The sequence below is a fragment of the Paracoccus luteus genome (assembly GCF_004522155.1).
GTDB lineage: Bacteria > Pseudomonadota > Alphaproteobacteria > Rhodobacterales > Rhodobacteraceae > Paracoccus > Paracoccus luteus.
Genome location: NZ_SDEA01000010.1, coordinates 32769 through 53002, shown reverse-complemented (window position 1 = coordinate 53002; position 20234 = coordinate 32769). Strand labels below are relative to the sequence as shown.

The window sequence follows — 20234 nt, the reverse complement described above, 5'->3', positions numbered from 1 at the left end:
CTTGGGGGTTGTCGGATCGCCGACCTTGCTAGGCCATCGCGGCGGCGGCGGGAACCCCGTCGCGCTTTACGCCCCCGCCGCCCTGACCTAAAAGGCCGCCAGACCGGGAAAAGGATGCGATCATGGGCTTTCGGATGGGGATCGTCGGGCTGCCGAACGTGGGCAAGTCGACGCTGTTCAACGCGCTGACGCGGACCGCCGCGGCGCAGGCCGCCAATTTCCCCTTCTGCACGATCGAGCCGAACGTGGGCGAGGTCGCGGTCCCCGATGCCCGGCTGGACCGGCTGGCCGCCATCGCCGCGTCGAAACAGATCATCCCGACCCGCATCACCTTTGTCGATATCGCGGGGCTGGTTAAGGGCGCGTCCCGTGGCGAGGGGCTGGGCAACCAGTTCCTGGCCAACATCCGCGAGGTGGACGCCATCGCCCATGTCCTGCGCTGTTTCGAGGACGGCGACATCACCCATGTCGAGGGTCGCGTTGACCCCGTCGCCGACGCCGAGACGATCGAGACCGAGCTGATGATCGCCGACCTTGAATCGATCGAGCGGCGGCTGGCGAACCTGTCCCGCAAGCTGAAGGGCGGCGACAAGGAGGCGGTGGCGCAGGACCGCCTGCTGAGGCAGGCGCAGGCCGCGCTGGAGGCGGGCCAGCCCGCCCGCACCGTCCCCGTGGCCGAGGACGACCGCAAGGCGTGGGACATGCTGCAGCTGCTGACGGCAAAGCCTGTCCTGTTCGTCTGCAACGTGGCCGAGGAGGACGCCGCGAACGGCAACGCCCAGTCCGACCGCGTGGCCGAAATGGCGCGCGCGCAGGGTGCGGGCCACGTCGTCATCTCGGCCCGGATCGAGGAAGAGATCAGCCAGCTGCCCGCCGGCGAGGCGCAGATGTTCCTGACCGAGATGGGGCTGGACGAGGCGGGCCTGGACCGCCTGATCCGCGCCGGCTATGCGCTGCTGGGGTTGCAGACCTATTTCACCGTGGGGCCGAAAGAGGCCCGCGCCTGGACGATCACCCGCGGCACGCTGGCCCCGCAGGCCGCCGGCGTCATCCACGGCGATTTCGAAAAGGGCTTCATCCGCGCCGAGACCATCGCCTATGACGATTACGTCGCGGGCAACGGCGAGGCCGGCGCCCGCGAGGCGGGCCGTTTCCGCGTCGAAGGCAAGGGCTATGAGGTGAAGGACGGCGACGTCCTGCATTTCCTGTTCAACGCCTAAGTTGCGCGGCGCAGGGGCGGTGTTCGGGCCTGCCGCGGCGCAGGTCGCGCGCTGACCGGCCGGCGGCCGGTGAACGGTTTTGGCCACAAGGCGGCCCCTGCTGGCGCGGGGGCGCGCGTCACACGCGCATGTGGCAGGTCGTCCCCTGAACGGGACGCCGCGCTGTAAACAGCACCGGGCCACAAGGCGGGCCGGTGGCGTCGTCGCGCGCGCCACTGGCGCATGTGGCAGGTCGTCGCGCCCGCACGCGTCACTCGCGCATCCGGACACCTGTTTACGCCGATCCGCACCGAAAAAACTGCAGTTATATAACCCCAGGCCCTTGTTCCCCGCCGCCCCCTGCTGCTAGACCCCGCGGCGGAGATGTGGCCGAGTGGTCGAAGGCACACCCCTGCTAAGGGTGCAGGCGGGAAACCGCCTCGAGGGTTCGAATCCCTTCGTCTCCGCCATCATTTTCATGATTTCAGTGGCTTACAAAAGCGGTGTTGCAGTTGAGTGTGCCCGGAATCGGCCGGCCGCGTCACTTCAGCCCTTCCAGCTCATACACGATGCAGTAGACCTCGAACTTGGGGCGACAGCGCCCGCCGCTCTGGCGGGCTGCTGTTTAGACTCCCCGGTGCGGCAAGTCAGTCGATTCTCATCAACTCAAGCCGCGTGCCGGCGCCCAGATGAACTGTGTTCGTCGCCACACGCGACCGGCGTGAGGTTCCCTCGGCTTCGCCAGTGTTAGGGTTGATGTCGAACTTGGGGAAGTTCGAGGACGAGATGTCCAACCGGATCCGGTGGCCCCGTTTGAACAGATTTGCCGTGGCGAACGGCTGGATCGTGATTTCGAAGGGACCTTCGCCTGCCTCGACCAGGCGCGGCTTGTCCCATCCGTCGCGGTAGCGAACGCGGAAGATGCCATCCGACAGGTTCAGCGCATAGCCGCGTGGATAGTCAGCCGACGGCGGATAGACGTCGATCAGCTTTGCCGTGAAATCGGTGTCAGGCGCATCGGTGGACACGCGCAGCCGGACGGTCACCGGGCCGGCGATTGTCATGTCCTCCTCAAGTGGCGCAGTCTCGAAGCTGAGCACATCGCGCCGCGCCGAGAGCGGCATCCCGGGCGAGGTGCAGCCGAAGAAGCCCCCTGACTCGACCTGGTCGAAGCCGCCCCCGGTGAAGATCGGCTCGCCCGAAGTCAGCGCGCCGCCGATTGTCGGGACGGGATCGCGGGGGTCATAATCATAGCTGAGGGCGCCTTTCCGGGGCTCTGTCGTGCCCAGCGTCATGTCAGGCGACGGATAGAGGACGAGGGGTGTCGCGTTGCCGGGCGGCCAGTCCGAGGCGCCGATCCAATGGCCGCCGTGATCGAGATGGCCGTCCTTTGTGCGCCGGCCCGAACCGCCGCCCATGATGAAGACCTTGACCGGCTGCGGGTCATCCTCGCCTGGTTCATCCTTCAGCCAGCGGGCGAAGAACTTCAGCCGGTAGCTCAGCCAGTCGCGGTCGATCTGTCCGTCGAAGGTCGCCGCCGGCCCGAAGTCCACATCCCCAAAGACCGTGCGCGAGCGGTTTCCGTGCGTCCATGGCCCCATGATCAGCGTCAGCGGCCGCCCGGGATCGCCCTTGAGACCCGCGTAGTTCTCCAAGGTCGTGGGGACATAGACGTCATACCAGCTCGACATGAAGATGATGGGCACCCTCGGGAAGCTGTCGTAATAGCCCGCCGCCCAAAGCCCGGTGCGCTTCCAGAAATCGTCAAAGGTGCCGTGCTGCCACTGGTCCAGCAGATAGGCCTCGTAGTCGGGATCCCACCGGACTGGCGAGCGGCCCCGCGTCCACGGGGTCTGGCGCATCCAGCCGAATATATCCTCGGCCTCGATGGCGGCGCGGATCTCCGGGTTTGCGATGGCACGCGGGCTTTCGTGGGCGCGGTTCCAAGCCCAGGTCGCCTGCTTCATCTCGAGCGCACCGCCCTGGCGGATGCCGCAGGTGAAGGCGTTCGAAAAGCCGCCTGAATCGACCGCCATGCAGGCCAGCCCCGGAGGATTCAGGCAGGCCATCGCCATCTGCACATGGGCGTCATAGCTGAGGCCCATCGTGCCGACGCGGCCAGCGTTCCAAGGCTGGCCAGCAAGCCAGACCATGCTGTCGTAACCGTCCTCGGCCTCGTTCACGTATTTGGTGAAGGTGCCTTCCGATCCATAGCGGCCGCGACAATCCTGCCAGACGACCGCATAGCCTTCCCGCACCAGCCGCATGGCCAGCTCGGGCCGGGTCATCGGCTTGGGGTCCGCCACGGACAACTCGGTCCGCGGCGTGCCCGCCTTGTCATATGGCGTGCGCTCGAAGATGACGGGGCGCGCGTCGCCAAGGGGCTGCCCGTTCCGTGCCGGCAGGTAGATGTCGGTCGCGAGCCGCACGCCGTCGCGCATCGCCACCATGACGTTCCGGTGGACGACGACGTCGGGGGCCAGCACCTCGGCAGGCGTCAGCTCGGCCGGGTTCGGAACGGGCGCCTGGGTCATTGTGCGCGCCGCACGTCCTGGGCCAGGGTGTCCTCGGCAAGGCCACCCTCGATCTTCAGGCCGTCCCGCGTCGCCCAGTGGTTCTTCTGCCAGTAGAGCGGCACGATCGGGGTTTCGGCGAAGACGGTCGTGGTCGCCTGCTCGAGCAGCTCCATCCGCTTAGTCTCGTCGAACTCCTGCAGGGCGGCTTCAAGCTGGGTGTCGAACTCAGGGTCCGAGAAGCGCATCCGGTTGAACGCGCCCTTTCCGGCATCCTTGTCATAGGTGTGAAGCAGCGACTGCAGCAGCGGCGCCGAGGTGGGCGTGGATGCCCCCAGCGAGAACACGAAGGCGCCATAGTCGCCTGCCGAGGCCGCCTTGGAATAGACGTTGTAAGGGAACACCTTGACGCCGTTCACCTTGAGGCCGCCCCGCGTCAGCATCTGCCCAAGCGCCTGCGCGAGATCCGCGTCGCCGGGAAAGCGGTCATTCGAGGACGAGATGGTGATGCCGAAGCCCTCGGGATAGCCTGCCTCGGCCAGCAGCGCCTTGGCCTGCGCAGGATCGGCCTGATCGGCTGCAAGGGTGGCGACATGGCCGCCCAGGCCCTCGGGCGCGAGTTGGCCGGCCGGGGTGCCCGCCCCGCCCATGATCCGATCAACGATCAACTGCCGGTCGATCATCAGCGAAATCGCCTTGCGCACGCGCGGGTCGCTGAAGGGGTTCGTGGCCAGCGGCTTGCCGTTCAGGTCGGTGACGTCGGCAGGCGCCTCGTCGCCCCGCTGCGACAGCGCGAGGTAGATCACCCGACCCGAAGGGGCCGAGACGACCTCGACGCCCTCGGTCTGTTCCAGACGCGGCACGTCCGCGGGCGGAACGGCGTCGATGACCTGCACCGCGCCCGACAGCAGCGCCGCGACACGGGCCGCGTCGTTCGAGATGAAGCGGACCTCGACATCCTTGAACTCGGGCTTCTCGCCCCAGTATCCATCATAGGCTTCCAGCCGCAGCGCCTCGCCCGGGGTCCAGGACACGAACTTGTAGGGCCCGGTGCCGACGGCCACGGCGGGCTGCATGAAATCCTCGCTGGCGCGGCCCTCGACGGCCGCCTGCTTGACGATGAAGACGCGCCCGATGTTCTCCATCAGCGATGGCGCGGGCTCGGTCGTGGTCACGCGCAGGGTGCGGTCGTCCACCTTTTCCAGCTTGGCAATGGCCGCGACCTGATCGGTGTAAGGCGCGGGCGAGTTCGGCACCTCGTCGGCGCGTTCCAGCGACCAGATCACGTCCTCGGCCGTCAGGGGCGAGCCGTCGTGGAAGGTGACGCCCTCGCGCAGCGTGATTTCCCAGGTCGTCGGATCGACGTTCTTCCAGCTTTCGGCCAGGCCGGGGCTCATCTGGTAGTTCTGGTCGAAATCGACCAGCCGGCCGAAGATCATCTCGGATGTCTGCTGGTTGTTTCCGGTGCGGGAGAACTGCGGGTCAATCGAGGATTGTTCGCTCGAACGGCCGATGATGAGGTCCTGGGCGAAGGCCGGGACGGCGCCAGCCAGCAGCGCGGCTGCCGCCACGGAGGCGAGAAAGCGTTTCATGGGGTTCCCTGTCGTTGAAGTTGTTCTTGCTGGGCAGAGCCGAGGCGCGGCGACATGCGCGCTTCGGGGTCGTTCAGGTGGCAGGCGGAACGGTGGGCGGGGACGATTTCGGCCAGGGCCGGACGAACCCGCGTGCAGACCTCCATCGCGAAGGGGCAGCGGGGGTGGAAATGGCAACCGGGCGGCGGATTGACCGGCGAAGGGATTTCCCCCTTCACGGTCGAGAAGGCGCGCCGGCGGCGGTCGAGCCGCGGGATCTCCTCCAGCAGGGCCTGTGTGTAGGGGTGGTTGGGCGCCGCGAAGACGGCATCCGCCGGCGCCTCCTCGACGACACGGCCCAGATACATGATGACCACGCGGTCCGAGATGTGGCGCACCACCGACAGGTCGTGGCTGATGAACAGCAGCGTCAGCCCCAGCTCGCGCCGCAGTTCCATGAACAGATTGATGACCTGCGCCTGGATCGACACGTCCAGCGCGGCGATGCTTTCATCGCAGACGAGGAACTCGGGGTTCACGGCCAGCGCCCGCGCGATCCCGATGCGCTGGCGCTGCCCGCCCGAGAACTGGTGCGGATAGCGACCCGCGAACGAAGGATCGAGCCCCACGCGCGCCATCAGCCCGGCCACGCGCGCAGGCACCTCTGCCGCGGGCACAAGTCCGTGGACGCGCGGCGCCTCGCCAATGATCTCGGCCACGCGCTTGCGCGGGTTCAGCGAGGACATCGGGTCCTGGAAGATGATCTGGGTCGCCAGCCGGGCACCGCGCGCCTCGGCCCCGCGCAGCGTGGCAATGTCACGACCCTGGTTCAGCACCCGCCCGGCGGTCGGCGGCAGCATTCCGGCCACGACGCGCCCAAGCGTGGACTTGCCGCAGCCGCTCTCGCCGACCAGTCCCACGACCTCGCCCCGTTTCACGGTCAGGTCCACGCCATCGAGCGCATGGACGGTCGCGGGCGGCTTGGCGAGGCCCGCGCGAATGGCCAGCCGCTCGGCCAGGTCAGGTTCCCGGCGGAACAGCTTGGTCACGCCTTCGACGCGGATCATCTCGATCATGGTGTGCCCTCCAGCGGGTGGAAGCAGCGCCAGCCGCGGTTCTCGGCCACGAGAGTCTCGGGCGGATCGACAAGGCAGGTTTCGGTGGCGCGCGGACAGCGCGGACGGAACGGGCAGCCCTCGGGACGGCCGAGCGGCGGCGGCGCCGAGCCGGGGATCTGGCGCAAGGGCCGGCCGCGGTCGTTCGCCATCGGAGTCGAGGCGATCAGACCCTGGGTATAGGGGTGGCGTGGGCTGTCCAGCACCTCGTCCACCGTGCCGCGTTCGACGATGCGCCCCGCATACATGACCGCGATCTCGTCAGCCAAGGCGGCCACCACGCCCAGGTCGTGACTGATCCAGATCAGCCCCATCCCCATCTCGGCCGCGAGCTTCTGGACCTGTGCGAGGATCTGGCTCTGGATCGTCACGTCCAAGGCGGTCGTGGGTTCGTCCGCGATGATCAGGTCGGGTTCGTGCAAGAGCGCGATGGCAATGGCCACGCGCTGGCGCATCCCCCCCGAAAACTCGTGCGGATAGGCGTCGATGCGTTCCTCGGGATGCGGGATGCCGACCTTGGCCAGCACCTCGACCGAGCGCGCCCGCGCCTCGGCCCGGCTGACCTTGCGGTGGGCGAGCACGGTTTCCACCATCTGCGTGCCGATCCTGAGGACCGGGTTCAGGGTCATCATCGGGTCCTGGAAGATCATCGCGATCCGGTCGCCGCGCAGCGCCCGCAGGCGGTCGGGCGATGCCGCGCGCAGGTCCTCGCCCTTGAAGTCCAGCGTGCCCTCGACGATGCGACCCGGCGGATCGACCAGCCCGAGCAGCGAGAACCCGGTGATCGACTTGCCCGAGCCGCTTTCCCCGACAAGGCCCAGGATCTGCCCGCGCTTCAGCATCAGGTCCACGCCGTCCACGGCCTTGATGGTGCCGGCGGGCGTGGGAAAATGGGTCTTCAGCCCGCGGACGGTCAGCAGGGTGTCGCCGCTCATGTTGCAAGCCTCGGGTTCAGGACTTGGCGCAGCCGGTCGCCGACCACGTTGATCGAGAAGACCAGCACCAGCAGCAGCAGGCCGGGGTAGACGCTGATCCATGTCTGCCCCGCCAGCAGCACCTGATAGCCGTTGGCGATCAGCAGCCCCAACGAGGGTTCTGTGATCGGCAGACCGATGCCGAGAAAGCTCAGCGTCGCCTCGGCGGCGATGGCGGTCGCCACCTGAATGGTGCCGATGATGATCAGCGGCGGCAGGCAGTTCGGCAGGATATGCATGGCAAGGATGCGCGCCGGCGACAGGCCGAGGCAGCGGGCGGCCTCGACATAGTCCTTGCCCGCCTCGACCAGCGCGGCGCCGCGGACGGCGCGGGCGAAATAGGCCCATTGCACGATCACCAGCGCGATGATGACCTTCCATGTCCCCTGGCCGAAGACGACGAGGATCATCAGCGCGATCAGGATCGTGGGAAAGCCCAGCATCAGGTCCACGACCCGCATGACGAAGGCATCGAGCCGGCCGCCCGCATAGGCCGCAATCAGTCCCAGCGCGGTCCCGACCAGCAGCGCCAGAACCCCGGCCGTCACACCCACCGACAGGCTGGTCCGCAGTCCGTAGAGCATGGCCGACAGCATGTCGCGGCCCTGCGCGTCGGTGCCGAGCCAGTAGGTCATGCCGCTGTAGCCTTCCGCGCCCGGCGGCAGGCGGGCGTCGAACATGTCGATCTGCCCGAGGTCATAGGGATTCTGCGGCGCCAGCACCGGTGCCAGGATCGCCGCCGCGAACAGCAGCAGGCAGACGATGGCCGCGATGGTCGCCTTGGGGCTGCCAAGCAGACCCCGCAGCGCCCGGACGAGAATGCCGTCCCTGCTCATGCCCGCCTCCGAACACGCGGGTCGAGCGCCGAATAGAGGATGTCCACGACGAAGTTGATGACGATGAACATCGTCACGATCACCAGGATGTAGGCCACCACGATGGGCCGGTCGAGCGCATTGATGGAATCGATGATCAGCTTGCCGACCCCCGGCCAGGCGAAGATCGTCTCGGTCACGACCGCGAATGCGATCAGCGAGCCGAACTCGATCCCCAGAACGGTCACGATGGGAATAAGGATGGTCTTGAGCACATGGACCATCAGGATGCGCCGCTCGGAGATGCCGCGGGCGCGGGCGAACTTGACGAAATCCAAGGGCATCGTCTCCTGCACGCCGGTCCGCGTGAGCCTGATCACCAGCGCGATCTGCGCAAGCGCGAGGTTGGTGGCTGGCAGGATCAGGTGGCGGATGCCGTCCCATGTCGCAAAACTGGTGCGGATCCCCAGGATTTCGCCCGTCTGGCCGCGGCCGGTCGAGGGCAGCCAGCCCAGCCAGACTGCGAAGATCATGATCAGCATCATCCCTTGCCAGAAGTTCGGCAGCGAGAAGCCCACGATCGAGCCTGTCATCACGCTCTCATCGACCAGCGTGCCGGGACGGCGCCCGGCCCACAGGCCCAGAGGCAGGCCGATCATCAGCGACAGGATCAGGGCGGTGAACGTCAACTCCAACGTTGCCGGCAGTCGCTCGAAAATCACGTCGAGCGCCGGGCGGTTGAAGACGAAGGAGCGCCCGAAATCGCCTGTCAGCGCAGAGCCGAGGAAGTGCAGGTATTGCACCGGCAGCGGCTGGTCGAGCCTGAGCGACGCCGCGACCTGAGCGCGTTCCGCTGCACTCGCATCCGCCGGCAGCAGGATCTCGAGCGGATCGCCGATCGCATACACGCCGACGAACACGATGATGGAGGTGACGAGCAGGACCAGCACGGCCTGCATCAGTCGGCGCAGCAGAAAGACCGTCATGTCCGCGCGTCGGCCCGCCGAAAATCGGCTGATTGCTTCATCTGCTGCCCTCTCCCCACCAGCTTCGGGCAACTTGCAACGCGATTCGGGTTTATGCAATGATATGAGATAATAGCGTCATTTGATGCGGGAATCGCATAGCCTTGGATTTGAACCTCCTTACGACCTACCACGCGATCCTCGAAACCGGCTCGACCCAAGGGGCGGCACGACGGCTTGCGGTATCTCAGTCCGCGGTCAGCCGGAGGCTGTCGCAACTTGAGGCAGAACTGGGGCTGGCGCTGTTCCAGCGCGACAAGGGCCGGCTGGTGCCGACGCGCGAGGCGCGGATGCTGGACGCGCAGATCGGCCTCGTGCTGGACCACGGCGCGCGGTTGCGGACCCGCGCCCGGGAAATCGGCAGCGGCAATGCCGCCTCGATCACGCTGCGCATCGCCGTTCCGGCGAGCCTGACGCTGTCGATCCTTCCCTCGATACTGCAGGAGTTCCTGTCCCGGAACGATCGCGTGCAGGTCGAGGTCCACAGCGGCGCCTACGACACGATTGAACGGATGCTGCTGGATGAACGTGCGGAAGTGGGCTTTCTGCGCATGCCCACGCAACGCGGCGGGCTGGCGACAACGCCGGTCATTTCCGCGCGGACCGTCTGCGTCATGTCGCAGGATCACCCCCTGGCGGGGCAGGAAACCGTATCGGTCAATGATCTCTTCGGAGTGCCGTTGATCCTGCTCGGCCGCTTGCGACTTCCGCGCCGGGACATCGACGAACTGTTCTGGGCGCATGGCCTGCGCCCGGATGTCCGTATCGAGGCGCATTCGGTGATGTCAGCTTGCGCCCTGGCGGCGAGGGGATTGGGCGTCACGTTGGTGAACGAATTGATGGCACGCGACTATGTGCATCTTCCGATCGCCATCAGGCCACTCGCAGAACGTGTCTTGCACCACTTCTCTTTCGCAATGGCAGAGCAGGTGCCGCCCAGCGAGACCATGCACGATTTCGTCCGGGTTGCGACCAACCATCTCACCGGGATGCCATTGTCCTGATCTCGTTGAACAGGACGCAGAGTGACGTAATCAGCTTAGCGACGTTCCCGAGCCGATTGACCAGCGTGTGGCCATTTCGAGGGCACGCCCGCCTTCAGTCCCAAGAATTGTGCCGCTGCATCTACTGCCGTAACCACGGGTTTTGTTTCAACGCGGCGGACTGCGCATGCAGGCGGCGAGCCGGACGCGCGCCCCCAAAAATGTTCGGATAGTATGCCCCAGGATCCATAATGCCGTATTATCCGGCCAAGAGGCGGGAAATTTCGTCGTCATTGCGCTAATGCGACTGTCCGCTGAACTGGCTAGAGACTGTACTTGAGTAGCACGATCCCTGGTAGCAGCCCGCAAGTCTGCGGCATGTCAGCTAAAGTGTGATTTCGATCTACATGGAGGAAGGTTACTACGACTTACCAGTTGGAAAAGACGACGGAGTCTCGGCTCGAACGGGGAGTGCTAGGGTGGTGACGTAAAGCGTGTTGAGCAGCTTCTTCACGGGCCTTCCTCGGCGGTAGCGGCCTCGACCTGACGGCGGCGCCAGGCCCGGACGGCGCGCGCCATGCTGTCAGGGCGGCACAGTTCGATCAGCGAGCAGGCGCGGCAGCGGCTGCGATGGGGCGTGGGCGGCGGGGTGATGCCGCTCGACAGGACGGCGGCCAGCTCGACCGCGGTCGCCTCGGTCAGGGCGCGCAGGTCGGGGTCGAAGGTGACGTTCACGCGCCGTTTCGTCGTGGCGTAGAACAGCGCGCCTTCGGGCACCGGCTGCCCTGTCACTCGATCGCGCGCGGATAAACCCAATGCCGGGAAACCAGATAGGTCGAGACGGCGATCACGCCGGTTGTCGCGACCTGTGCCGGGAAAAGCGGAACCCCAAGCCCCTCGACCAGAGCCGTCATCGCGGCGGAGTTGAAGGCAAGTGCGCCGAGATGCATGGCCACGAACCGCGCCGCCGTGGCCTTGCCGGGCCGTCCCGCGCCGAAGGTGAACCAGCCCTGCAGCAGGAAATTATAGATCATGCTGAGGACATAGCAGCAGGCGGTCAGCAGCGGCAGGTTCCCGATCTTTCCCTGCAGCAGGAACAGCAGAAGGAAATAGACGCCGGTGGACGACAATCCCACCAGACCGAACCTTGCCGCTTGCATCAGGTTGATGGTCTTCATGGCCCGATCAGTCGGCGTTTCGTTTCAGAAGAAAGCCGTAATCGCCCTGCATGACGATGCTGTAATCCGTGCCGACATAGTCCAGCAGGGCTGTCAGCACGGGCGTTGCGGGCTTGCGCGGGCGCAGCACGTCGCCTGTGCGTTCCACCGCCTCATGTTCGATCAGCACGAACGGGGGCTGCGTCCGGTGCAGGCTTTCGGCAATTTCGCCCATCCATGCCGTATACAGGGGGAAATCGCGGGTCATCAGCTCGACGGCGGGGGTGATGAAACGGTGGCTGGGTTGCCGTCCGGCCAGATAGGGGATCTGGTAAAGCGTGCCGTATTGCACAATCCGGTCGTCGGCCCCGGTTCCGGCCTTTATCATGGCGACCAGGCGGGCCTGATCGCTGCCGGTCATGCCGCTGTGCGGGACGGGCGTCATCCCGTGGGCGGCGATATCGGCCAGATAGTGCCTTTCCCCCCACAGCTTCTTGAAGGTTCCGGCGCAGACAAGCAGGACCGTCAGCACCAGCGCCAGCCGCAGCGCCGTCCGCGCCGGGCCTGCCCGCGCGGTCCGCGCCCATGTGGCCAGCCCGTCCACGGCGACGGCGGTCAGCAGGATCAGGACCGGCAGGGCACCGCCAAGGTGATAGCCGAAGCCCTTGTTCTGCGCGAAATACGACAGCGCGATGGCCGCGCACAGCCCGATCACCAGCATCGCCGGATAGGACAGCCTGCTGTCGCGGCGGACCCACAGGAACAGCCCGACGGTGGCGCAGAACGTCAGCCAGTGCCAGGCACCGAAGAACGTCGCGCGCAGGGTTGCCATCGGGTCCAGCGGCGGCTTGTCCAGATAGACCAGCGAGGTGAACACGACCGATTGCTGATACCAGTCGTCCAGATTGCCGATCCACACTCCCGCGCCGACGACCACGGCGAACGGCAGAAGAAAGCCGGCCGCAAGCAACCCGATGCGCGCGCCCGCCTCATGCTTGCGGGCGATCCCGACCCAGGCGCGGGGCGCCGCCTCAAGGATGATGAGGCCGGCGAGGACGGAAAGATAGGTCGGCCGCACCAGCACCGCGCAGGCCGTCAGCATCCCCGCGATCAGGAACGACCGCCGCTCGTGCCGGGGACCGGCCAGCATCGCCGCGCAGGCGCAGAGCAGCAGCCCCACCGCGATCACGTCCCGCTGGCCGGCCATCCAATAGCCCGAGGTCACGTAAAGCGTGGGATAAAGCGGCAGCACGATGAAACGGGCCAGATCAAAGCGCGCCCGGTGCAGGAACAGCGCCATCGCCAGCGTGACCGCCTGAAGCATCAGGAAATCGGCCAGATGCCAGCTATACGCGCGGGGTCCGAACAGGCGGATGGCGATTTCCTGCAGGATCATGCCGCCGGGCCAGTTCATGTCGAACGTCCCCGAATAATAGGGCACCCCCTGCGTCGCCAGCCACGCCATGTAATCGAACTGCATCTGGTCGGGCGACGGCGGGATCTTGAGATACAGCACCCCCAGAAACGGGATGGATGCGAGCCAGGCCAGCACAAGCCCGCGGCGGGCGAGTGTCGGCGCGGGCGGGCTGATGCGGTCGATCATCGGCATCATCCTTGTCGGCCCCTGCGCGGGCCCTTGGTCAGCGCGGCCGGGCGTGCGCCAAAAGCGCGATCCCCGTCGCCAGCGGCGTCCGGGTCCACCCGGCGGGCAGCGCCGAGGGCAGAAAGCTCATGTTGCGGGTGTTCGTCGGATGGGGATCGAACTGCAGGCGCAGCGGCAGGTCGAGGCAGCGGCCGACCAGCTCGATGATCTCGTGGACGGCGGTCGGTCGTCCCGCCGCCAAAAGATGGACGCTGACCGCGCCATTCCCCGCGGCGCCGATGCGGCTTGCGACGTAACGGCCGATGTCGTCGGCCAGCACATAGTCGCGCAGCGTCCCCGGACTGCCGAAGATGCGGGTGGTCGCGCCCTTCAGCGCATTGCCGATCAGCGCCGCGACAAGCCCCACCCGGCCCGTGCCCGCCGCACCATAGACGGTGCTGGGGCGGTGGACATGGCGCCCGTCCAGCGTCGTGGCCTGCCGCAGCAGGGTTTCCTGCGCCAGCTTGCCGTGGCCATAGGGGCGCAGCGGGCGCGGCAGGCTGGCGGCGGTGCAGTGGGTCTGGCCTTCGAACAGGCCACCGGCCGAGCTGAGCAGATGCACATCGACCGTCGGGGCGGGGCGGTCCGCCTTGATCTGGCAGGCGAACGTGACAAGTTCGTCCACCAGCGCGGTTTCGCGGGCCATATCCCCGGGGCTGGACCCAAAGCCGCTGCATCCGGCGGCCCAGACAAGGATGACGCGGTCCGGCGTCCCCAGCGCGCCCCGGATCGCATCGCGCTGCGCGCGACGCAGGTCCGCATCCTGCCAGTCATAGGGCAACAGCTCGCCCTGCGCCTGAAAGCGGATGCGCAACGCCCGCGCGATCGCGCTGCCGACCAGCCCCGTCCCGAACAAGAGAACCCGGCACCGCTGCCCGCCCGTGGCAAGGCGCCACATCCTCATGGGACCGGCCGTTGCGCGAACCACGATGCAAGCGCCGGATCGCTGGACCGGTCGATGGTGAAGAACGTGGGCTTGCCGTGCGCCTTGAGGATCAGGGTGGACAGATACTGCAGCGCAATTCCCAGCATGAACGAGGAAAGCCCGCCGAAGAACGAGACCGTCAGGAACAGCGAGGTCCAGCCCCGCACCCGGATTTCCTGCGGGTAAAGGACGTTGAGGGCCAGGAAATACAGGCTGCCCGCCACCGCCAGCCCCATCATCGCCAGCCCCAGAACCGCGCCCATGCGCAACAGCCTGATCTGGCTGGAAAACACCATCCGCCAGGCATGCGAGAACAGGGATTTCATCGTATAGCCGCTGCGGCCGGTGCGGATATACCGTTCGTCCTTCATGTCGGCATAAACCATCTGAATGCGCTGGGTGAACCACGACAGGGCGATGTCCAGATAGGTGTCATGCGTGCAGACGCTGGCGGCGGCGCGCGCCAGCGGCCCGCGGATCAGCCGAAAGCTGTTGAAGCTGGACAGGTTCCGGTTTTCCGTCAGCCACTGCATCATGCGCTTGAAGATGCGCGAGGTGAAATCCCGGACGGCCGCCTCGTGGACGCCGCCGTTCGGATGGGCATAGACAAGGTCGGCCCCGCTTGTCGCGGCCTTGCCCAGCATGACCGGGATCAGCTCGGGCCGGTGCTGCAGATCCTCGTCCATCGTCACCACCCAGTCGCCCGAACTGTGCAGGATGCCGACAATCGTCGCCGGGTGCTGGCCAAAGTTCCGCGACAGGTGCAGCGCGATGATCCAGGGATGTTCCGTTGCCAGCCGATCGATGAGCGGGGCGGAATCGTCGATTGCGGCATCGTCGACGAAAATGATCTCGGCCAGCGCGAACGGACAATCCTGCGCCTGCAGGTCAAGCCGGAGGTCGTCGATCGCCCTTGTGAGCGTCCGCAGATACTCGCCGCCGCAATATACGGGAACGACAATGCTGATTGTGACGGGCACCTGGGCAATGTCGTAAGCCATAGGCTCTCTTGCCAGAAATCCGGGGCTGCGCAGCCCAGCTTCATGCCCGAGGCCCTGAACCGTCAAGGGATTTCTGGGCCGGCGCCGCGGAACGCCCGCCCGGACACGCGCCGGGCGACCTGCGCGGCGCGACCCTGCGCCGCCAAACCCTGCACCGCATCACGCGCCGATGAAATCGCGCACAAAGCCGGTGGCGGGGCGGTTGCGGATGTCGGCGGGCCTGCCGACCTGCTCGATGCGACCCATCGACATGACGACGACCAGATCGGCAAGCGCCATCGCCTCGTCCTGGTCGTGGGTGACAAAGACCGTCGTCAGCCCGGTTTCGTCATGGATGTCGCGCAACCCCTGCCGCAGTTCCTTGCGGACCTTGGCGTCCAGCGCGCCGAACGGCTCGTCCAGCAGCAGCATCCGCGGCTCGATCGCCAGCGCGCGGGCCAAGGCCACCCGCTGGCGCTGCCCGCCCGACAGCTGGGTCGGGTATCGGGCGGCGATCTGGGGCAGCTGGATCAGGTCCAGCAGGCGGGTCACGCGGCGGGTGATTTCCGCCTTGGTGGGGCGGGAGGCGCGGGGCCGGGCGCGCAGGCCGTAAGCGATGTTGTCGAACACCGTCATGTGCCGGAACAGCGCATAGCTTTGGAACACAAAGCCCGCGCGGCGGTCCTGAACGGTCATGCCCGTGGCGTCCTGCCCGTCGAACAGCACGCGGCCGGACGTCGGAAACTCCAGCCCCCCCAGGATGCGCAGCAGCGTCGTCTTGCCTGACCCGGACGGGCCCAGCAGCGCGACCAGCGCCCCCTGCGGGATGGACAGCGACACCGGATGCAGCGCCGTTGTGGTGCCGAACGCCTTGGCGATCTCGTCGATTTCGATATGCATGGCGATCCTTGTCAGTGGCGGCGGTTGGCGGACAGCGAGTCCGCGTGCCGCAGTTCCAGGACGGTCTTGAGGGTCAGGGTGATCAGCGCCAGCCCGCACAGCAGCGCGGCCATCGAGAAGGCGGCGACCGAAAGATATTCGTTGTAAAGCATCTCGATGGTGATCGGCATGGTCGCGGTCTGGCCGCGGATCTTGCCCGACACGACGGCGACCGCGCCGAACTCGCCCATCGCGCGGGCCGTGCACAGCAGCGTGCCGTAAAGCAGCGCCCAGCGGATGTTGGGCAGCGTGACGGTGCGGAACGTCCGCCAGCCCGACGCGCCCAGCGTCAGGGCGGCCTCCTCCTCGGCCCGGCCCTGTTCGATCATCACCGGGATCAGCTCGCGGGCGACAAAGGGAAAGGTCACGAAGACCGTTGCCAGCACGATCCCGGGAATGGCGAAGACGACGGGAAGCCCGTGCGCCACCAGCCAGCCGCCCAGGGCCGAGTTCGCCCCGAACAGCAGCACGATGCACAGCCCCGCAACCACCGGGCTGACCGAGAATGGCAGGTCGATCAGCGTGATCAGGAACGCCTTGCCGCGAAAGTCGAACTTGGTGATCAGCCACGCGGCGGCAATGCCGAAGGCCGCGTTCAGCGGCACAGCGATCCCCGTGATCAGCAGCGTCAGCCGGATGGCGGACCGCGCATCGGGATTGCCGAGGCTGGCTATCGACGCGGCCCAGCCCTGGGCCAGCGCCTCGGCAAAGACGGCCGCCAACGGCGCGGCAACCAGCAGCGCAAGCCCGCCCACGGCGACAAGGATCAGGGCCGCGCGCAGGGCCGGGGCCTCGTCCGTGGGGCGGCGGAACGACGGCCGGGTGGCGGCGGGGCGGTGCAGGGTTGCGTCAGACATGACCGATCCTCCGGCGTGACCAGATCTGGATGAGGTTGATGACCAGCAGCATCAGGAACGAGATCAGCAGCATCGCCAGCCCGATCGCGGCGGCCCCGCCGTAATTGTATTCCTCAAGCTGGATGACGATCAGCAGGGGCGCGATCTCGGTCCGCAGCGGGATGTTGCCGGCGATGAAGATGACCGACCCGTATTCCCCGACCGCCCGCGCCAGCGCCAGCGCAAAGCCGGTCAGCGCCGCGGGCGCCAGCATCGGCAGGATGACATTGCGCAGGGTATAAAGGCGCGAGGCGCCAAGGCTGGCGCTCGCCTCCTCGATCTCGGCGTCGATCTCGTCGATGACGGGCTGGACGGTGCGCGTGACGAAGGGCAGGCCGACGAAGACCAGCGCCAGAAAGATGCCCCATTGCGTATAGGCGATCTTCCAGCCGGCATCGGCGGCAAGGCTGCCCAGGACGCCGTTCGGCGCATAAAGCGCGGTCAGCGCGATTCCCGCGACCGCCGTCGGCAGCGCGAACGGCAGGTCCACCGCGGCGTCAAGCAGCCGCCGTCCGGGAAAGCTGTATCGCACCAGCACCCAGGCCAGCAGCACGCCGAAGACCAGGTTGAACATCGCCGCCAGGAACGACAGCCGGAACGACAGCCACAGCGCGGCCCACACCCGGTCGCGGTTCAGCGTGTCCCAGATGTTGGCCGCGCCGAACTCGGCCCCCTGCCACAGCAGCGCGCCGACCGGCAGCAGCACGACCAGCGACAGCATGGACAGGGTGATCCCGGCCGAAAGGCCGAGACCGGGCATCGCGGAGCGCTGGATCAGGGGCGCGCGCATCATTTTGCCACATGGATCTGGTCGAAGATGCCGCCGTCGCCGAAGTGTTCCGGCTGCACCTTGGCCCAGCCGCCCAAGTCCCCGATCGTCACCAGGTCCAGCTTGGGAAAGCGGGCGACGTCGGCCGGGTCGGCGGCGCTGGCGTCCCAGGCGCGGTAATAGTGCTTGAACGCCAGCGCCTGCGCCTCGGGGGTGTAGAGATAGTCCAGATAGGCCGTCGCCAGCTTGCGCTGCGCGTCGTCGGCGATGTTGGCCTCGACCAGCGCCACGGGCGGTTCGGCCAGCACGCTGACCGAGGGGACGACGATGTCGAACTGATCCTCGCCCAGTTCCGCCAGCGCCAGATACGCCTCGTTTTCCCAGGCCAGCAGCACGTCGCCGATGCCGCGCTGCGCGAAGGTCGTGGTGGCGCCGCGCGCGCCGGTGTCAAGGACCGGAACATGGGTGAACAGATCGGCCACGAACGCCTTGGGATCGCGGCCGTTCTTCTCGGCCCAGGCCCAGGCGGCCAGATAGTTCCAGCGCGCCCCGCCGCTGGTCTTTGGGTTCGGGGTGACGACCTCGACCCCGTCCTGCAGCAGGTCGCCCCAGTCCTTCAGGCCCTTGGGATTCCCCTCGCGGACCAGGAACACGATGGTCGAGGTATAGGGGCTGGAATTGTGGGGCAGCAGCGCCTGCCAGTCCGCCGGCAGCTTGCCCGCCGCGGCGATCCTGTCGATGTCGGACGCCAGCGCCAGCGTCACCACCTGCGCGTTCAGCCCGTCGATCACCGAGCGCGCCTGCGCGCCCGATCCCGCGTGGCTCGTCTCGATCTGCGGGGTTGGATTGCCCTGCGCCGTCCAGTGCGCGATGAACGCCTGGTTCACGTCGCGGTAAAGCTCGCGGGTGGGATCATAGCTGACGTTCAGCAGGGACTGGGCGTGCGCTGCGGGGGCAAAGGCCAGCAGCGCCAGCGCAAGGGCGGAGATGTTGAACGGTCGGGTCATGCTGTGCGTCCTTTCAGGGATGGCGGCGGCGTGCGGCGGGCCGGCCCGAAAGGCAGGTGCCTTTCGGGGGATCGCGGTCGCGCCGTGGTGTCGCGGTCAGATCGTGGTTGTTTCCGGCAGCGGCTGGATGCGCGTGTCCCAGATGCCCCGGTCACGCCCGGCCAGCAGGGCCGCGGCGGATTTGTCGGGGTCGCGGCTGAAAGCCTGCAGCGGGGCGCCGTTGATGCGATGCGCCCGGCCGGTGCGCCGGTCGATCAGGGTGACGGCGCAAAGCGGCCGGGGGGCCGGGTCGTCGGGGCGGGTCCGTGCGGTCATTGTCTCGATCCTTCGATCGGTCCGGCCGTGAGGGTCGGCCATGCACTAAATAACGACCAAGTTGGTCGTATTAGGCAACAGGAAAGTTTGTTCGTTCTGAAGCGGTCGCAGAGAACAGGATTCCCCGGCGCCGCGGGCTTTCTTGCTGCAAACCCTTGAAAAGGATTACGGATATCAGTCCGCAGTGACCCGCGCCGCGACCGCCTCGGATCGCAGCATGTCGGCAAGGCTGAGCGAGTCGATCAGGATCAGATAGGACCAGAACACCTCGGCAAAGACCTTGCGCAGGCGGCAGGTCGCCTCGTCCGTGCAGTCGTCACAACGCTGATAGGCGCTGCGCGACAGGCAGGGCAGGGGGGCAATCGGGCCGTCGATCAGCCGCAGCAGTTCGGAAATGGCGATATCCTCGGGGCGCTTGACCAGGCTGTATCCGCCCGCGCGGCCGCGAATCGAGCTGACGATGCCGGCGTTGCGGATTTCCAGCAGGATCTGTTCCAGGAACCGCTTGGGCGTCCCCGACCGGCGGGCGATCGCCTCGATGGTCAGGGGCTGGGGCTGGTCGCGCCCTGATTCGTCCCCCAGCACCAGCAGGGCCTTGAGCGCGTATTTCATCTTTTGCGTGATCATGCGCCCCCCGGTCCCGCCGACACCCCTGTCAGCGATATAGGCCGCGCGTCCGCCGCAGGCCATAAACACGATCAACGCGCGTGATTTTCCCGCAGCGAGTTGCCGCCCCACTACTCGTCCGCCGCGAGCCATGTAGAATAACGACAAAGCTGCTAGACATTAGTCGTTTTTCCGGCATCCTTTGCGGTGAGAGGAGTCGCCCATGCCCGATGCCGCCGCGCCGCTGGACCTGATCGACCGCAAAATCGTGGCCGTGCTGATGTCGGACGCGAACACCCCCATCGCCCAGATCGCCGACAGGGTGGGCCTGTCCCAGACGCCCTGCTGGAAGCGTATCCAGAGACTGGAAAGCACCGGCGTGCTGACCGGGCGGGTGGCGCTGGCCAATCCGGCGATGCTGGGCCTCGGCCTGACCGTCTTTGTCAGCATCGAGGCGCCCGAGCATGGGCCGGAATGGCGTCAGACATTCGCCCGCGCCATCGAGGCCCTGCCCGAGGTGATGGAGACGTGGCGGATGGCGGGGGACATCGACTATCTGCTGCGCGTCGTGGTGCCGGACATGGCGGCGTTCGACCGATTTTACCGGGCGCTGACCGATGCCGTGCCGATCAAGAACGTGACCTCGCATTTCGCGATGGAACGGCTGCGCTATACGACCGCCTACCCGGTCAACACCCGCGACCGCTGACCGCGATTCCGCCGCGCCCCGCCGCTTGCCGGGCCGCACCGGCGCTGATAAGCGGGGCGGCATGAGCGCACTGGCCGCAACCATCTGCTGCATT

20 protein-coding genes and 1 tRNA gene are annotated in these 20234 nt (G+C 66.9%); 4 read left to right on the top strand and 17 right to left on the bottom strand.

Features of this window, described 5'->3' with window-relative positions:
* The first annotated feature begins 122 nt into the window (after window positions 1-122).
* On the top strand, window positions 123-1220 hold the full coding sequence (ychF, locus tag EPA64_RS12370; RefSeq protein WP_134726662.1) for a redox-regulated ATPase YchF: 1098 nt from the start codon (window positions 123-125) through the stop codon (window positions 1218-1220).
* Between the two features lie 359 nt (window positions 1221-1579).
* Window positions 1580-1669: transfer RNA gene (locus EPA64_RS12365), tRNA-Ser, on the top strand.
* A 177-nt stretch (window positions 1670-1846) separates the two neighbouring features.
* On the opposite strand, the gene EPA64_RS12360 is transcribed toward EPA64_RS12365, so the two are convergent.
* Genes EPA64_RS12360 through EPA64_RS12335 form a run of 6 tightly spaced genes read right to left on the bottom strand, consistent with a single transcriptional unit; the run spans window position 1847 to window position 9173 of the window.
* Entirely contained in the window at window positions 1847-3733 is a 1887-nt protein-coding gene (locus tag EPA64_RS12360; RefSeq protein ID WP_220443749.1) for a CocE/NonD family hydrolase, read from the bottom strand.
* Window positions 3730-5304, bottom strand: coding sequence for an ABC transporter substrate-binding protein (locus EPA64_RS12355; RefSeq protein WP_134726661.1), 1575 nt, complete (start codon window positions 5302-5304; stop codon window positions 3730-3732). The genes EPA64_RS12360 and EPA64_RS12355 overlap by 4 nt, the downstream gene beginning before the upstream one ends.
* Window positions 5301-6359 (bottom strand): ABC transporter ATP-binding protein, encoded by a 1059-nt coding sequence (locus EPA64_RS12350; protein ID WP_134726660.1) that lies wholly within the window; start codon window positions 6357-6359, stop codon window positions 5301-5303. Before EPA64_RS12350 ends, EPA64_RS12355 begins: the two co-directional genes overlap by 4 nt.
* Complete coding sequence (locus tag EPA64_RS12345) at window positions 6356-7333, bottom strand: ABC transporter ATP-binding protein (RefSeq protein WP_134726659.1); 978 nt, start codon at window positions 7331-7333, stop codon at window positions 6356-6358. Before EPA64_RS12345 ends, EPA64_RS12350 begins: the two co-directional genes overlap by 4 nt.
* Entirely contained in the window at window positions 7330-8208 is an 879-nt protein-coding gene (locus EPA64_RS12340) for an ABC transporter permease (protein ID WP_134726658.1), read from the bottom strand. The genes EPA64_RS12345 and EPA64_RS12340 overlap by 4 nt, the downstream gene beginning before the upstream one ends.
* Window positions 8205-9173, bottom strand: a complete 969-nt coding sequence (locus EPA64_RS12335; protein ID WP_134726657.1) for an ABC transporter permease — start codon at window positions 9171-9173, stop codon at window positions 8205-8207. Before EPA64_RS12335 ends, EPA64_RS12340 begins: the two co-directional genes overlap by 4 nt.
* A gap of 143 nt (window positions 9174-9316) precedes the next feature.
* Between EPA64_RS12335 and EPA64_RS12330 the strand changes: the two genes are divergently transcribed.
* Window positions 9317-10216 (top strand): LysR family transcriptional regulator, encoded by a 900-nt coding sequence (locus tag EPA64_RS12330; RefSeq protein ID WP_134726656.1) that lies wholly within the window; start codon window positions 9317-9319, stop codon window positions 10214-10216.
* A gap of 489 nt (window positions 10217-10705) precedes the next feature.
* On the opposite strand, the gene EPA64_RS12325 is transcribed toward EPA64_RS12330, so the two are convergent.
* The 11 genes from EPA64_RS12325 to EPA64_RS12275 all read right to left on the bottom strand — a co-directional run bounded on the left by EPA64_RS12325 (window position 10706) and on the right by EPA64_RS12275 (window position 19452).
* Complete coding sequence (locus tag EPA64_RS12325; RefSeq protein ID WP_246026742.1) at window positions 10706-10987, bottom strand: CRISPR-associated protein Cas4; 282 nt, start codon at window positions 10985-10987, stop codon at window positions 10706-10708.
* Window positions 10984-11373: a GtrA family protein gene (locus EPA64_RS12320; protein ID WP_134726654.1), complete on the bottom strand. Its 390-nt coding sequence runs from the start codon at window positions 11371-11373 to the stop codon at window positions 10984-10986. Before EPA64_RS12320 ends, EPA64_RS12325 begins: the two co-directional genes overlap by 4 nt.
* Before the next feature lie 7 nt (window positions 11374-11380).
* Window positions 11381-12955, bottom strand: coding sequence for a hypothetical protein (locus EPA64_RS12315; protein ID WP_134726653.1), 1575 nt, complete (start codon window positions 12953-12955; stop codon window positions 11381-11383).
* 37 nt (window positions 12956-12992) lie between these two features.
* Complete coding sequence (locus EPA64_RS12310; protein ID WP_134726652.1) at window positions 12993-13898, bottom strand: NAD-dependent epimerase/dehydratase family protein; 906 nt, start codon at window positions 13896-13898, stop codon at window positions 12993-12995.
* Window positions 13895-14920 carry a glycosyltransferase family 2 protein gene (locus tag EPA64_RS12305; protein ID WP_134726651.1) on the bottom strand — a complete coding sequence of 342 codons (1026 nt, stop codon included), beginning with the start codon at window positions 14918-14920 and terminating at the stop codon, window positions 13895-13897. Before EPA64_RS12305 ends, EPA64_RS12310 begins: the two co-directional genes overlap by 4 nt.
* Window positions 14921-15079: 159 nt before the next feature.
* Window positions 15080-15799 carry a sulfate/molybdate ABC transporter ATP-binding protein gene (locus tag EPA64_RS12300; protein WP_134726650.1) on the bottom strand — a complete coding sequence of 240 codons (720 nt, stop codon included), beginning with the start codon at window positions 15797-15799 and terminating at the stop codon, window positions 15080-15082.
* A gap of 11 nt (window positions 15800-15810) precedes the next feature.
* On the bottom strand, window positions 15811-16695 hold the full coding sequence (gene cysW, locus EPA64_RS12295; RefSeq protein WP_134726649.1) for a sulfate ABC transporter permease subunit CysW: 885 nt from the start codon (window positions 16693-16695) through the stop codon (window positions 15811-15813).
* Complete coding sequence (gene cysT / locus EPA64_RS12290; protein WP_181953516.1) at window positions 16688-17524, bottom strand: sulfate ABC transporter permease subunit CysT; 837 nt, start codon at window positions 17522-17524, stop codon at window positions 16688-16690. The genes cysW and cysT overlap by 8 nt, the downstream gene beginning before the upstream one ends.
* The gene (locus tag EPA64_RS12285; protein ID WP_134726647.1) at window positions 17524-18510 is read right to left on the bottom strand and encodes a sulfate ABC transporter substrate-binding protein; all 987 of its coding nucleotides are present in this window, start codon (window positions 18508-18510) and stop codon (window positions 17524-17526) included. Before EPA64_RS12285 ends, cysT begins: the two co-directional genes overlap by 1 nt.
* Before the next feature lie 96 nt (window positions 18511-18606).
* Window positions 18607-18825 (bottom strand): hypothetical protein, encoded by a 219-nt coding sequence (locus EPA64_RS12280; protein ID WP_134726646.1) that lies wholly within the window; start codon window positions 18823-18825, stop codon window positions 18607-18609.
* A gap of 174 nt (window positions 18826-18999) precedes the next feature.
* Window positions 19000-19452, bottom strand: a complete 453-nt coding sequence (locus EPA64_RS12275; protein WP_134726645.1) for an RrF2 family transcriptional regulator — start codon at window positions 19450-19452, stop codon at window positions 19000-19002.
* A gap of 202 nt (window positions 19453-19654) precedes the next feature.
* On the opposite strand from EPA64_RS12275, the gene EPA64_RS12270 reads away from it, so the two are divergent.
* Complete coding sequence (locus EPA64_RS12270; RefSeq protein WP_134726644.1) at window positions 19655-20140, top strand: Lrp/AsnC family transcriptional regulator; 486 nt, start codon at window positions 19655-19657, stop codon at window positions 20138-20140.
* The last annotated feature ends 94 nt before the right edge of the window (window positions 20141-20234 follow it).

Excerpts from the sequence above, each read along its gene's own strand:
- ychF (WP_134726662.1), top strand. The coding sequence starts at position 123 with ATGGGCTTTCGGATGGGGATCGTCGGGCTGCCGAACGTGGGCAAGTCG.
- EPA64_RS12360 (WP_220443749.1), bottom strand. The coding sequence starts at position 3,733 with ATGACCCAGGCGCCCGTTCCGAACCCGGCCGAGCTGACGCCTGCCGAG.
- EPA64_RS12355 (WP_134726661.1), bottom strand. The coding sequence starts at position 5,304 with ATGAAACGCTTTCTCGCCTCCGTGGCGGCAGCCGCGCTGCTGGCTGGC.
- EPA64_RS12350 (WP_134726660.1), bottom strand. The coding sequence starts at position 6,359 with ATGATCGAGATGATCCGCGTCGAAGGCGTGACCAAGCTGTTCCGCCGG.
- EPA64_RS12345 (WP_134726659.1), bottom strand. The coding sequence starts at position 7,333 with ATGAGCGGCGACACCCTGCTGACCGTCCGCGGGCTGAAGACCCATTTT.
- EPA64_RS12340 (WP_134726658.1), bottom strand. The coding sequence starts at position 8,208 with ATGAGCAGGGACGGCATTCTCGTCCGGGCGCTGCGGGGTCTGCTTGGC.
- EPA64_RS12335 (WP_134726657.1), bottom strand. The coding sequence starts at position 9,173 with ATGACGGTCTTTCTGCTGCGCCGACTGATGCAGGCCGTGCTGGTCCTG.
- EPA64_RS12320 (WP_134726654.1), bottom strand. The coding sequence starts at position 11,373 with ATGAAGACCATCAACCTGATGCAAGCGGCAAGGTTCGGTCTGGTGGGA.
- EPA64_RS12315 (WP_134726653.1), bottom strand. The coding sequence starts at position 12,955 with ATGATCGACCGCATCAGCCCGCCCGCGCCGACACTCGCCCGCCGCGGG.
- EPA64_RS12310 (WP_134726652.1), bottom strand. The coding sequence starts at position 13,898 with ATGAGGATGTGGCGCCTTGCCACGGGCGGGCAGCGGTGCCGGGTTCTC.
- EPA64_RS12305 (WP_134726651.1), bottom strand. The coding sequence starts at position 14,920 with ATGGCTTACGACATTGCCCAGGTGCCCGTCACAATCAGCATTGTCGTT.
- EPA64_RS12300 (WP_134726650.1), bottom strand. The coding sequence starts at position 15,799 with ATGCATATCGAAATCGACGAGATCGCCAAGGCGTTCGGCACCACAACG.
- cysW (WP_134726649.1), bottom strand. The coding sequence starts at position 16,695 with ATGTCTGACGCAACCCTGCACCGCCCCGCCGCCACCCGGCCGTCGTTC.
- cysT (WP_181953516.1), bottom strand. The coding sequence starts at position 17,524 with ATGCGCGCGCCCCTGATCCAGCGCTCCGCGATGCCCGGTCTCGGCCTT.
- EPA64_RS12285 (WP_134726647.1), bottom strand. The coding sequence starts at position 18,510 with ATGACCCGACCGTTCAACATCTCCGCCCTTGCGCTGGCGCTGCTGGCC.
- EPA64_RS12280 (WP_134726646.1), bottom strand. The coding sequence starts at position 18,825 with ATGACCGCACGGACCCGCCCCGACGACCCGGCCCCCCGGCCGCTTTGC.
- EPA64_RS12275 (WP_134726645.1), bottom strand. The coding sequence starts at position 19,452 with ATGATCACGCAAAAGATGAAATACGCGCTCAAGGCCCTGCTGGTGCTG.
- EPA64_RS12270 (WP_134726644.1), top strand. The coding sequence starts at position 19,655 with ATGCCCGATGCCGCCGCGCCGCTGGACCTGATCGACCGCAAAATCGTG.